Origin of the sequence: Sulfitobacter sp. EE-36, assembly GCF_000152605.1 — a bacterium.
Classification (GTDB): Bacteria; Pseudomonadota; Alphaproteobacteria; order Rhodobacterales; family Rhodobacteraceae; genus Sulfitobacter; species Sulfitobacter pontiacus.
The window spans coordinates 2,784,601-2,797,312 of the sequence record NZ_CH959310.1; the positions used below are offsets into that span (position 1 = coordinate 2,784,601).

Here is a 12,712-nt window from a genome sequence, read left to right on the forward strand (position 1 = left end):
AGTTCCCTCACATCCATCTTATCTTCATTTTGCCCCTTAAACTCCGGGGGTCCCGGGGGCTGGCCCCCGGCCTTATAAAAGTCTTGGGCTGGCCCCCGGCTTGATTAAAAACTTGGGCTGGCCCCCGGCTTTACTCAAGAATTTGGGCTGGCCCCCGGCCGCATAAAGGCCCACCGCGGCCTACATCCGGAACACACCAAACTTCGTATCCTCGATTGGCGCATTCAAGCTTGCCCGTAGCGACAGGGACAGCACCTCGCGGCTGTGGCGCGGATCGATCACGCCGTCATCCCAAAGCCGCGCGGTCGCATAAAGCGGGTGTGACTGTTCCTCGAACATATCAATCGTGGGCTGCTTGAAGGCTGTCTCTTCTTCCTCGGTCCAGCTGTCGCCCGCGCGTTCGATCGCATCGCGTTTTACCGTTGCCAGAACGCCCGCCGCCTGCGCACCGCCCATGACCGAAATGCGCGAGTTCGGCCATGTCCACATGAAGCGCGGGGAATAGGCGCGGCCCGCCATACCATAGTTACCGGCCCCGAACGACCCGCCCACCAGCATGGTGATCTTGGGCACATTGGTCGAGGCGACAGCCGTCACCATCTTGGCCCCGTGCCGCGCGATGCCTTCGTTCTCGTATTTGCGGCCGACCATGAAGCCGGTGATGTTTTGCAAGAAGACCAGCGGGATCTTGCGCTGCGAACACAGCTCGACGAAATGCGCGCCTTTCTGGGCGGATTCCGAGAACAAGACGCCGTTGTTGGCGATGATACCGACGGGGCAGCCTTTGACATGGGCGAAACCGCAGACCAGCGTCTCGCCAAAGCGCGCCTTGAATTCGTCGAAGCGGCTGCCATCGACCAGCCGCATGATGACTTCGCGGATGTCATAGGGCGTGCGCAGATCGGCGGGGACAACGCCCAGCATCTCGGCCGGATCATAGGCAGGGTCTTCGGCCGGTTGCCACTGCACATTCATCGGGGCCGCGCGGTTCAATCCCGCCACAGCGCGTCGTGCCAAGGCCAGCGCGTGGGCGTCATCCTCGGCCAGATAGTCGGCCACACCTGACAGACGGGTATGCACATCGCCACCGCCCAGATCCTCGGCGCTGACCACCTCGCCCGTGGCGGCCTTGACCAGCGGCGGACCGGCCAGAAAGATCGTGCCCTGCTCTTTCACAATGATCGACACATCCGACATCGCGGGCACATAGGCCCCGCCCGCGGTGCACGATCCCATGACCACCGCAATCTGGGGAATGCCCTTGCCGCTCATCCGCGCCTGATTATAGAAAATCCGGCCAAAGTGGTCACGGTCGGGAAAGACCTCGTCCTGATTGGGCAGGTTCGCGCCGCCGCTGTCTACCAGATAGATACATGGCAGATGGTTTTCCTCGGCGATCTCTTGGGCACGCAGGTGTTTTTTGACGCTCATCGGGAAATAGGTGCCGCCCTTCACCGTGGCGTCGTTGCACACGATCATGCAGTCGATGCCCTGCACCTTGCCGACACCCGCGATCACACCGGCCGCTGGGGCCGCCCCGCCATAGAGCCCATGTGCGGCCAGCGCACCGACCTCAAGGAAGGGCGAACCGGGGTCGAGCAGATTGGCCACCCGTTCGCGGGGCAGCATCTTGCCGCGGCTCACGTGGCGGGCGCGAGATTTCTCGCCGCCGCCCAGTTCCGCCGCATCCGCAGCCTCGCGGATGGTTTGCAGGGCGGCCAGATGCGCGGCCTCGTTCGCCTTGAAGCTTTCGGACGAGGGCAAGGCTTGCGAAATCAGCTTCATGTCGGTCTCCTTGATCGGATGGAATGGGGGGACGTCACAGTCGGGTATTGCATCACGCAGCCCCTTCGGCAGCGGCGCGGGCTTTAAGCGCGCGGCGGATCACCTTGCCTGTGACGGTCATCGGCAAGGCATCCAGAAAGGCCACCTCGCGCGGGTAGGAATAGCTGGCAAGGCGGGTTTTCACCCAGTCTTGCAGGGTCTGTTCATCGACAGTCGCACCGGATTTGCGCACGACATAGGCTTTGACGATCTCTGTCCGCAGCGGGTCGGGCTTGCCCACCACACCGCAGGTTGCCACATCGGGATGGGTCAGCAGGCAATCCTCGATCTCTGCCGGACCGATGCGATAGCCGCTTGAGGTGATCACATCATCCTCGCGCCCGATAAAGCGCAGGTATTCACCGTCGAACACGCCGCGATCACCGGTCAGCATCCAGTCACCCCGGAATTTTTGTGCTGTCTCGTCGGGGCGCTGCCAATAGCCCAGCATCATCGCGGCTGATCCCTTGCGGATGGCCACGTCGCCTTCGTCTGCCGTCGGCGCGCCGGTATCATCCAACACTTCAACGTTATGGCCCGGCACAGGTTTACCGATGCAACCGGGGCGCGGCGGGAACCGGCTGCCCGCGCTGGTGGCGACCATATTACATTCGGTCTGCCCGTAGAATTCGTTGATGCTCAGGCCAAAGGCTTGCTGCCCCCATGCCAGCATCTCGGCCCCCAAAGGCTCTCCCCCAGATGCGACAGAGCGTAGCCCCGCGATCGTGGCTCCCTCGGCCTTGAGCATCCGCAGCGCGGTCGGCGGGAAGAACACGTTGCGCACATCGCCCTCGCGGATGATGCGCGCACAGGCGTCTGGAGAGAATTTCGCCAAGCGTGCCGCGACAACAGGCACGCCAAGCGCCAGCCCGGGCATTGCCACATCGAACAGCCCGCCGATCCACGCCCAATCCGCAGGCGTCCAGAGGCAATCGCCGTCCTGCCCCAGCACATCATGGCTGAGCGAGACGCCGGGCAGATGGCCCGTCAGCACCCGATGGCCATGCAGCGCACCCTTGGGCGACCCCGTCGTGCCCGAGGTATAGATCAGCACCGCCGGATCGTCAGGGCCGGTGTCGGCAAAGGCAACAGGATCCCCCGCCACGCCGACGCTATCTGCCATCAAGGGCGTCGCCAGCCCTCCCAGCAGATCGCGCCCTTCGGGATCGGTCAGCACCAGCGTCACGCCCGCATCACGCACCCGCGATGCGAGGGCATCATACTTGAAGAGTTTGAACAAAGGCACTGAAATCGCGCCGATTTTCCAGATCGCCAGATGGGCCGCAGCACACCACGGGCTTTGCCCCAGCAGCACGCCCACACGGTCGCCTGCCTGGACCCGCTGCGCCAAGGCGCGGGCCAGCCCGTCGACCATATCGGACAGGGTGCCAAAGCTGACATCGCGTCGCGCGTCACCTGTCAGGTCAATGATCGCGCGCCGCGCGGGGTCATGGGACAGACATTGCGCCGCCATGTTCAGCCGCGCCGGAATCTCCCACGCGCCTGTCCCGTCCAGACCTGGCAGGACGTCAGCCATCAGCCTTCCCACACGTCCAGCGACAAAGCCTGACGCGCGGTCTGTTGCATCAGACAGTTAATCGCCGCAGGTCCGCGCCCCGTGCCCCCCTGCCAAAGCGAGGCTTCGTAGGTGCACGCCTTGTCGCGGAACACGATCCACGCCCGCTGCATCTCGCGGAGGGCATCCGCCACGCCGGGGCTTCCCTCGGGCCCCGGGATCGCATCGGCATCCATCCGTTTGGCCTGCACCATCACCGCGGCGTAATTATCGTTCAACCGCTGGTCCCAGAATTGCAGCTCACGGTCCAGACACCCGCCCATACCATAGGTGCTGCTCCCGCCCGGAGAATCCTCCATGCACTGGTTCGCAGAGACACCGACGCAGGCCATCTCGGCGGCAAAACCATCTGCGTCGGCGAGGCAAATCTCTGTGCCGCGATCAGTATATTGCAGATCCTGCGCGGCAAGCGGTGAGGCGCAGAGCATCAGGGCAAGGACCAGAGGTTTCACGCCATCGCTCCCATCATCTCGCGGCCCACCAGCATCCGGCGGATTTCAGAGGTGCCTGCCCCGATCTCCATCAGCTTGGCATCGCGGAAGATGCGCCCCACGGGGTTGTCCGACAAATAGCCCGCCCCGCCCATGGCCTGCACCGCCTGATGCGCCTGTTTCATCGCCTCTTCGCTGGCATACAAACAGCAGGCGGCGGCATCCGCACGGGTGACATCACCGCGATCACAGGCCTTGGCGACCTCGTAAACATAGGCGCGGGCCGAATTCATCGCGGTGTACATATCCGCCATCTTGCCCTGCATCAGCTGGAAGTTCCCGATGGGCTGCCCGAATTGCTTTCGCTCGACCATATAGGGCATGATCTCGTCCAGACAGGCGGCCATGATCCCCAGACCGATCCCCGCCAGCACCACGCGTTCGTAATCAAGCCCCGACATCAGCACCGCCACGCCGCGCCCCTCTTCCCCCAGAACGTTTTCAAACGGGACTTCGACATCGTCAAAGATCAGCTCTGCCGTGTTAGACCCGCGCATGCCAAGCTTGTCGAAATGCGGGCTGGTGGTGAAGCCTTTCATGGATTTCTCGATCAGGAAGGCGGTGATGCCTTTCGATCCGGCATCGGGGTCGGTCTTGGCATAGACCACCAGCGTGTCGGCGTCAGGGCCGTTGGTGATCCAGTATTTGTTGCCCGACAGGCGGTAGTGATCGTTGCGCTTTTCAGCGCGCAGTTTCATCGACACCACGTCGCTGCCCGCAGAGGGTTCGGACATCGCCAGCGCGCCCACATGTTGACCCGAGCACAGGCCCGGCAGGAATTTCGCTTTCTGTTCGGGGCTGCCGTTGAGACGGATCTGGTTGACGCAGAGGTTCGAATGCGCCCCGTAGGACAGCGAGACCGAGGCGGAAGCGCGTGCGATTTCTTCAACCGCGACGGTGTGTGCGACATAGCCCATGCCCGAGCCGCCGAATTCTTCCTCGACCGTCATGCCCAGCAGACCAAGGCTGCCCATCTCTTCCCAGAGCGCGGGCGGGAATTCGTTCTTGGTGTCGATCTCGGCGGCCATCGGTTTGACCCGTTCCTGCGCCCAACGGTGCACCATATCGCGCATCTCGTTCACGTCGTCGCCCAGATCGAATTTCATGGTGGTGTTGAACATAGACCCCTCCCCCGAGTTTATTGAACAGTTGTTCATTACACTACACTTCTCGCGGATTCGGTCAAGCAAATGTCGCAGGCTGCGCGGAACTGCACCCGCGCCGCCGATGTTACCCCCGTGACACAGGATAGAAAGGACGCCCCGATATGAGCACGTCATTGAAGAAAGAATTCTGGGACCGCGTAGACGACACCCGCATCGGCATGCTGGCCACCGATACCGCCCGCGCCATCCCCATGAGCCACTATGCCGACCACGACGCCAATTGCCTTTGGTTCATCACCGCACGGGACACCGATCTCGCGAAATCCGCCCAGACCGGTGCTGCGGCCGAATATCTGGTGACCAGCAAGGACGAACACCTATACGCCCGGATCGACGGTACCGTTCAGGCTGTGACCGACCCTGCCAAACTGGACGAGCTGTGGAACGCCTTTGCCGCCGCCTGGTTCAAGGACGGACGCAAGGATGACGACGTGCAACTTGTCCGTATGGACCTCAAACAGGCGGAGGTCTGGCTGACCGGCGGCAGCCTGTCCTTCCTGTACGAGATCGCCAAAGCCAATGTGACCAAACAGGTTCCGGACGCGGGCGAACATGGGACCATTCGCTTCTGAACGGCGGACACGCCATCAATCGCAGCAAGGGCGGGCCGTTGTGTCTGCCCTTTTCGCGATGCCATGCTAGGGTGCTGCCGAACACCCGCGGGCTTTGCTCGATACCCGGCCCGATACAGCCATGAACGGATGAATCGATATGAAAATCTATGTGACAAGCATCTTCGTTGACGACCAAGACAAGGCCCAGAAGTTCTATTGCGACAAGCTGGGATTTGAGGTGAAGAACGATATCCCCCTCGGGACGCACCGCTGGCTCACTGTGGTATCGCCCGAACATCCCGAGGGAACAGAGCTTTTGCTAGAGCCCAGCGATCACCGCGCCGTCGGCCCCTACAAACAGGCGCTGGTGGAGGACGGGATCGCGGCCCATTCCTTTCAGGTTGAGGATCTGGATGCCGAAGTCAAACGGCTGACCGACAGCGGTGTCGTCTTCACCCAAGACCCTATTGATGCCGGCCCTGTCCGCATGGCGGTACTGGATGACACCTGCGGGAACCTTATCCAGTTGATCCAGATGGCGCACCCCGGCGCGGCCTAGCCCTGCTGGAACACCGCCGAGACTTCCGCGCGAATGATCCGTGCGATCAGCGCGCAGTCGTCCAACGAGAATGTCAGCGGAACGCGCATGTCGATGATACTGGCGAGCACCGCATCGCTGGCGGGTAGCGCAGAGGGTTCGGCATAACGCCATGAATCGTAGCGGCTGGTAAAGCCCACAGGCTCCGCCCCGCCGAACCACTTCAGTTCCACCCCGCGGGCGGCGCAACGGGTCAGCACTGATGCGATGGCCTCGGGGGCCCAGCCAGACAGCAGGAACTGGAACGACGATCCGACAAAGCGTTCCACCGCGGGGCGATTGATGAGGGTCAGGCCGGGCGTGTCGCGCAAGCCGTCCTGAACCACGTGATACCGCGCATTCCACCCGTCGATCTGTGTCTCAAGCCGCTTGAGCTGCGGGCGCAGGATCGCCGCGCGCAGGTTATCCATCCGGCCAGAGATATTCGGCGTGTCGTATTTCACCGTCTCGAAGGCTTCGGGCGGCGGCCCCGCCAAATGCCGGTCATAAAGCATATAGGACCCTGAGAGCATGATCGCCCGCGCCGCAAGTGCGGCATCGTCGGTGACCAGCAGCCCGCCTTCGCCCGCGTTGACGTGTTTATAGGTCTGGCAGGAATAGCATCCCACCGCCCCATGCCGCCCCGAGGGCACGCCGTTCCAGCTTGCCCCCATGGTATGGGCGCAATCCTCTACCACGGTGACACCGGCGGCATCACAAAGCGCCATCAACCGGTCCATATCGCAAATATGCCCGCGCATATGGCTTAGCAGTAGCACCCGCGCCTGATCCAGTTTGGCGGCCAGATCGTCCAGATCGATCACCAGCCCTTGGGTGACATCGACAAAGACCGGCGTGGCCCCGACCGCGGCAATCGCACCGGGAACGGGGGCCAGCGTGAAAGCGTTGGACAGCACCCGATCCCCCGGCTTGACGCCAACAGCCCGCAAGGCGGTCGCGATGGCATAGCCGCCCGAGGCCACGGCAAGGCAGTATTGCGCGCCCACCATCGCGGCGAACTCCTGCTCTAGCAGCGCGGCCTCGGCGGTTTCGCCGGGCGCGGTGTTATAGCGGTGCAGCCGCCCGTGGCGCATCACGGCGACGGCGGCGTCGATGGCTTCCTCGGGGATCGGTTCTTGCTGGGTGAAGCTGCCGGCGAACACCTCTGCCGTGTCAGATACCATGTCAGACGGCACCGATCAGACGGGTGACGATGTCGGGCAGATCGTCATAGTGGTCCAGCAGGGCTTCGGGGCCAAGTGCTGCCATATCATCGCCCGAGGGACCGAAGGAGACCAACACGCAAGGCACCCCCGCCGCGCGCGCGGTCTCGCGGTCGGTATTGGTATCGCCCACAAGCAAGCACAGCGCGGGGTCGCCCCCGGCACGCCGCGCGGTTTCGAACAGATGCTCCGGATCGGGTTTGCGGATCGCCAGCGTATCGGCCCCCACCATCGCGCCAAAGGCATCGCGCACGCCAAGCTTGGTCAGCAGCGTATGGGCCAGCCCCTCGGGTTTGTTGGTGCATATCGCCACGCGGTAGCCCGCGGCTTTCAATGCCTCCACCGCCTCCATCGCGCCGGGATACAGCACGGTATGGGTGTCGATCTCGCGGCCATAGGCTTCGAGCAGCATGGGATAGTAGCGGTCGATCGTCTCGGCGTCGTCGGCGCGCCCCAAACGTTCCATGCCCAACCGCAGCATCGCGCGACCGCCTTTCAGCGCCGTGCCTGCATCGGTTTTGGCATCCAGCACATCGCCCTCGCCCATGTCGCGGAAACAGGCATTGGCCGCGGCGATCAGGTCTCCGCTCGTGTCCGCAAGCGTCCCGTCGAGGTCGAATACGACTGTTTTCATCGGCATTCCTTTGCTGAATGTGTTGCAGGCGGAAATCTTCTTTGATGACCCCTAGCCTTGCGCAAAATCGCCAACAAGGTAAAGAGAGCAGACATTAAATTGATTAAAGAGATTATACATGGAAGTTGCACTGATCCTTTTGGCCGCAGGCAAAGGTACCCGTATGCAATCGGATCTGCCCAAGGTTCTGCATGCCGTCGCCCATGCACCACTGTTAGAGCACGCCATGGCATCAGGTGCAGCGCTGTCGCCTGCCCGCACGGTCGTTGTTGCAGGCCACGGGGCAGATCAGGTCCGCGCCGCAGCGCAGGCGTTTGACGACGAAGCACAGGTCGTTGTGCAAGAGGAACAATTGGGCACCGCCCACGCCGTCGGTCAGGCGCGCGAGGCGCTGGCAGGCTTCGACGGCACGGCCATCGTGCTTTATGGCGATACGCCTTTCGTGCAGACCGAAACGCTTGAAAACATGTGCGCAGCGCTTGAGACGAATGATGTCGTCGTGCTGGGCTTTGACGCCGCTGATCCTGCCCGTTACGGCCGGTTGGTGATGCAGGGCGACAGCCTTGACCGCATCGTTGAATACAAAGATGCCACGGATGAAGAACGCGCTATAACCCTTTGTAATAGCGGGGTTGTTGCATGCAAATCCGACCTGCTGTTTGACCTGATTGATGCGGTCGGCAACGACAACGCATCGGAAGAATACTACCTCACCGATATCATCGGCATTGCACGGGAACGCGGGCTGAAAGCCACTGCCGTCACCTGTGACGAGGCCGAGACGATGGGCGTGAACTCCCGCGCGGATCTGGCCGCTGCCGACGCCGCGTTCCAGTCGCGCGCCCGTGCAGCCATGCTCGAGGACGGTATCACGCTGATGGCCCCCGAAACGGTCTATTTCGCCCGCGACACCTATATCGGCCGCGACACGGTGATCGAACCCAATGTAGTCTTTGGCCCCGGCGTGACGATTGAATCCGGTGCCACTATCCGCGCGTTCAGCCACCTTGAAGGCTGCCACGTCGCACGCGGCGGGGTCATCGGCCCCTACGCCCGCCTGCGCCCCGGTGCAGAGCTGTCCGAGGATGTGCGCATTGGCAACTTTGTCGAGGTCAAGAACGCGCAGATCGCCGAAGGGGCCAAGGTGAACCACCTGAGCTATATCGGCGACGCGACCATCGGCGCCAAAGCCAATATCGGCGCGGGCACGATCACCTGCAACTATGACGGCGTGATGAAGCACCACACCCATATCGGGGCCAATGCCTTTATCGGGTCGAACACCATGCTGGTGGCCCCCGTGCATATCGGCGACGGAGCGATGACGGGATCGGGGTCGGTCATCACCTCGGATGTGGAGGCGGACGCATTGGCGCTGGCGCGTGCACATCAGGTCGAGAAACCGGGCATGGCGCGGAAATTGTTGGAAATGTTAAAGGCCAAGAAGGCCAAACAGCAGAGAGGCAGCTAATTATGTGTGGTATTGTCGGTATCCTTGGCCAACACGAAGTTGCGCCTACCCTTGTCGAAGCCCTGAAACGTCTGGAATATCGCGGCTATGACAGCGCCGGTATCGCGACGATTGACGCGGGCAAGCTGGACCGCCGCCGCGCGGTCGGCAAACTGGTGAACCTGTCGGATCTGCTGGTGCACGAACCGCTCGCCGGGAAGTCGGGCATCGGGCATACCCGTTGGGCGACCCATGGTGCGCCATCGGTCACCAATGCGCACCCGCATCAGGCGGGGCCCGTGGCTGTTGTGCATAATGGCATCATCGAAAACTTCCGCGAGCTGCGCGCCGAACTGTCCAAGGACGGCGTTGAATTCGTGACCGAGACGGACACGGAAACGGTCGTGTTGCTTACCCAGAAATACATGGCCGAAGGGCTGGGCCCTGTAGACGCCGCGACCAAGACCATTGCGCGGCTGCATGGGGCTTTCGCGCTGGCGTTCCTGTTTGACGGTGAAGACGATCTGATGATCGGTGCGCGCAAGGGGGCTCCGCTAGCCGTCGGCTATGGCGACAACGAGATGTATCTGGGCAGCGACGCGATTGCGCTTTCGCCCATGACGGACCGTGTGACCTATCTCGAGGAAGGCGACCGCGCCGTGCTGACCCGCACATCGGTAAAAATTTACGACGCCGATGATGCCCCTGTCGATCGTGTGATCAAGAAGATCAGCCTGGATACCACCCGCATCGACAAGGCCGGCCACAAGCATTTTATGGCGAAAGAGATCGCAGAGCAGCCCGCCGTCATTGGCGAGGCCCTGTCGCGCTATCTCACCGCGGACGGAGAGATCATGCTGCCCGATCCGGGGCTCGATTTCACCAAGATCGACCGTATCACCATGGTCGCCTGCGGCACGGCTTTCTACGCCTGCCTCACCGCGAAATACTGGTTCGAACAGATCGCCCGCATGCCGGTCGAGGTCGATGTCGCGTCGGAATTCCGCTACCGTGAACCGCCCATCTCGGACCGGACCATGGCGCTGTTTGTCAGCCAGTCGGGCGAAACCGCCGACACGCTGGCCGCGCTGCGCTATTGCGCGGGCAAGGCCGATCTCATCACTTCGGTGGTCAATGTGACTGAATCCTCCATCGCGCGGGAAAGCAATCTGGCGTTGCCGATCCACGCCGGTGTCGAGGTGGGCGTCGCCTCTACCAAAGCCTTTACCTGCCAGTTGACCGTCTTGTTCCTGATGGTGCTGAAAGCCGCCGTGGACCGTGGCGCGATCACCAAGGAAGAGCTGGCCGATTATGTCTCTGGTCTGCGGTCCATGCCGTCGCTGATCAACACCGCGCTCGAACAGAACGCCGCCCTGCGCGACGAAGCCTACAAGCTTTCCTCGGCCCGTGACGTGTTGTTCCTGGGGCGTGGCGCGATGTTCCCTCTCGCCCTCGAAGGCGCATTAAAACTGAAAGAAATCAGCTACATACACGCCGAAGCTTATGCGTCAGGAGAACTTAAACACGGCCCGATCGCGCTGATCGACGAAAACGTGCCTGTGGTGGTCATGGCCCCCAATGACACGCTTTTCGACAAGACCGTCAGCAACATGCAAGAGGTCATGGCGCGCAAGGGCAAGGTGATCCTGATCTCGGATCGTGCGGGGCTGGATGAAGCCGCCGAAGGCACGTGGGGGCAGATCGAAATGCCACCCGTCGCCGATGCGCTCGCCCCCATCCTCTATGCGATCCCGGCGCAGTTGCTGGCCTATCACACCGCGATTGCCAAAGGCACCGATGTCGACCAACCGCGCAACCTGGCAAAATCGGTGACTGTGGAATGAACCTTGCCCCCTATATGGCGCAGCTGAACGAACTGGCTGATCCCGCCGCTGTCGAGAAAATGCAGGCCTATCACAAGGTGGATCGCCCCTATCTGGGCGTTGCCAATCCGCAGATCAACGATCTGACCAAAGCGTGGCGGGCCGAGCTGTCGCTGACCGACCGGATCGCGCTGGCCGATGCCCTGTGGCAGACGGATATCTTCGAGGCGCGGGTGGCGGCGGCCAAGCTGTTGACCCAGGCCCGCCTGCGCCCGGATGACGAACCCGCGTGGCAATTGATCCAAAGCTGGGTACCGGATTTCGACAGCTGGGCAATCGCGGATCATGCCTGCATGGCGGCGCAAAAACGTCTGCTGGCAGACCCTCAACGTCTGGATGTGGTCGAGACCTGGACCCAATCGGGCGAACTCTGGTCGAAGCGGGCGGCACTTGTTGCCACCCTGCCCTGGACCAAGCAGAACAACCCCAAGCCCGAAGAGCTGGACGCGCGCGAGCGTATCCTTGGGTGGGCAGCGGGGTATCTGCCGGTCAAGAACGGCATCCTGCAAAAGGCCATCGCGTGGTGGGTCCGCGACCTCAGCCGTCATGACCCCGTGCGCGCCGCCGCCTTTATCGAGGACAACCGCGCCACCCTCAAACCCTATGCGATCAAGGAAGCCGCGCGCCATATGCCGGATTTCCCGCTGGAAGCCGCAGTGACGGCGGAAGACGAAGCCCCCGCATCAGACAGCTGATCCCTACAGAAAACGGGCGTCCAAGGTTCCCCCTCGGACGCCCGTTTTGTATCTTACACCATTACCGCGCGGCTTAACCGTTGGTGGACACTTCAACCTTGGTCAGATCCGTCAGCGACGCGCCAATCAGACGCAGCGCCGACAACGACATGCGGCTCCCGCCCGAAGCAGGCCCATCCAGCGGGATCAGTTCAACCGTAGAGGATTTGCCCGTCGCGGGGTTCGTCACGCGGCCCTGCATTTCCGATTTCACCAGCGGTGTTTTCATCCACAGCCCCGGCTCTGTCGCGCTACCAAGCGAGGCGACGGTGGTGCCCAGCGATTTAGCCCCTGCCTCAGCAGGTTTTGACGCCTCGGCGCGTTGTTCGGCCGTTGTGGTGTCAAGCGCGTCGGCTGTGCGTGCCCCAGCAGGCGGACGGGCAGCCGCGGTGGCTGACGACAGGGACGCCTCTGCACGCGCCTCGGCCTCGGCCGTGGGTGGGGCTGCGTCCGCCCCGCGTTTGCCCAAACCCAAACGATCCGTTACGCCCGCACATCCGGCCAGAGCAACGACAGCGACACCTAGAATAATATAATGTTTCATGGGTTAAATCTAACGCTCCGCCCCTGCCGCTTCAATCTCCTAAATGCTACTTGCCC

At 62.3% G+C, this 12,712-nt stretch carries 12 protein-coding genes; 5 read left to right on the plus strand and 7 right to left on the minus strand.

Features of this window, described 5'->3' with window-relative positions; translation table 11 throughout:
- Positions 1-180: 180 nt before the first annotated feature.
- Genes EE36_RS16080 through EE36_RS16095 form a run of 4 tightly spaced genes read right to left on the minus strand, consistent with a single transcriptional unit; the run spans position 181 to position 5,012 of the window.
- Positions 181-1,785 (minus strand): carboxyl transferase domain-containing protein, encoded by a 1,605-nt coding sequence (locus EE36_RS16080; protein WP_005854009.1) that lies wholly within the window; start codon positions 1,783-1,785, stop codon positions 181-183.
- Positions 1,786-1,837: 52 nt separating this feature from the next.
- A complete protein-coding gene (locus tag EE36_RS16085; RefSeq protein ID WP_005854011.1) occupies positions 1,838-3,361 on the minus strand; it encodes an AMP-binding protein in 1,524 nt (507 codons plus the stop codon).
- Entirely contained in the window at positions 3,361-3,852 is a 492-nt protein-coding gene (locus EE36_RS16090; protein ID WP_005854013.1) for a lysozyme inhibitor LprI family protein, read from the minus strand. Before EE36_RS16090 ends, EE36_RS16085 begins: the two co-directional genes overlap by 1 nt.
- Positions 3,849-5,012, minus strand: a complete 1,164-nt coding sequence (locus tag EE36_RS16095; RefSeq protein WP_005854015.1) for an isovaleryl-CoA dehydrogenase — start codon at positions 5,010-5,012, stop codon at positions 3,849-3,851. The genes EE36_RS16090 and EE36_RS16095 overlap by 4 nt, the downstream gene beginning before the upstream one ends.
- Before the next feature lie 146 nt (positions 5,013-5,158).
- Here EE36_RS16095 and EE36_RS16100 point away from each other — a divergent pair, with 146 nt between their 5' ends.
- Both EE36_RS16100 and EE36_RS16105 read left to right on the plus strand, forming a co-directional pair.
- Positions 5,159-5,629 (plus strand): pyridoxamine 5'-phosphate oxidase family protein, encoded by a 471-nt coding sequence (locus tag EE36_RS16100; RefSeq protein ID WP_005854017.1) that lies wholly within the window; start codon positions 5,159-5,161, stop codon positions 5,627-5,629.
- Between the two features lie 139 nt (positions 5,630-5,768).
- Positions 5,769-6,170 carry a VOC family protein gene (locus tag EE36_RS16105; RefSeq protein WP_005854020.1) on the plus strand — a complete coding sequence of 134 codons (402 nt, stop codon included), beginning with the start codon at positions 5,769-5,771 and terminating at the stop codon, positions 6,168-6,170.
- Here the strand turns inward: EE36_RS16105 and EE36_RS16110 are convergent.
- Both EE36_RS16110 and EE36_RS16115 read right to left on the minus strand, forming a co-directional pair.
- Complete coding sequence (locus EE36_RS16110) at positions 6,167-7,372, minus strand: DegT/DnrJ/EryC1/StrS aminotransferase family protein (protein ID WP_005854022.1); 1,206 nt, start codon at positions 7,370-7,372, stop codon at positions 6,167-6,169. The genes EE36_RS16105 and EE36_RS16110 overlap by 4 nt on opposite strands.
- Position 7,373: 1 nt before the next feature.
- Positions 7,374-8,045 carry an HAD-IA family hydrolase gene (locus EE36_RS16115; protein WP_005854024.1) on the minus strand — a complete coding sequence of 224 codons (672 nt, stop codon included), beginning with the start codon at positions 8,043-8,045 and terminating at the stop codon, positions 7,374-7,376.
- Positions 8,046-8,163: 118 nt separating this feature from the next.
- On the opposite strand from EE36_RS16115, the gene glmU reads away from it, so the two are divergent.
- Genes glmU through EE36_RS16130 form a run of 3 tightly spaced genes read left to right on the plus strand, consistent with a single transcriptional unit; the run spans position 8,164 to position 12,073 of the window.
- The gene (glmU, locus tag EE36_RS16120) at positions 8,164-9,516 is read left to right on the plus strand and encodes a bifunctional UDP-N-acetylglucosamine diphosphorylase/glucosamine-1-phosphate N-acetyltransferase GlmU (protein WP_005854026.1); all 1,353 of its coding nucleotides are present in this window, start codon (positions 8,164-8,166) and stop codon (positions 9,514-9,516) included.
- Between the two features lie 2 nt (positions 9,517-9,518).
- The gene (gene glmS, locus EE36_RS16125; RefSeq protein ID WP_005854028.1) at positions 9,519-11,339 is read left to right on the plus strand and encodes a glutamine--fructose-6-phosphate transaminase (isomerizing); all 1,821 of its coding nucleotides are present in this window, start codon (positions 9,519-9,521) and stop codon (positions 11,337-11,339) included.
- Entirely contained in the window at positions 11,336-12,073 is a 738-nt protein-coding gene (locus EE36_RS16130) for a DNA alkylation repair protein (RefSeq protein WP_005854030.1), read from the plus strand. Before glmS ends, EE36_RS16130 begins: the two co-directional genes overlap by 4 nt.
- A 73-nt stretch (positions 12,074-12,146) precedes the next feature.
- Here the strand turns inward: EE36_RS16130 and EE36_RS16135 are convergent, their stop codons facing one another.
- Positions 12,147-12,656: a hypothetical protein gene (locus tag EE36_RS16135; RefSeq protein WP_039912098.1), complete on the minus strand. Its 510-nt coding sequence runs from the start codon at positions 12,654-12,656 to the stop codon at positions 12,147-12,149.
- Positions 12,657-12,712: the final 56 nt, after the last annotated feature.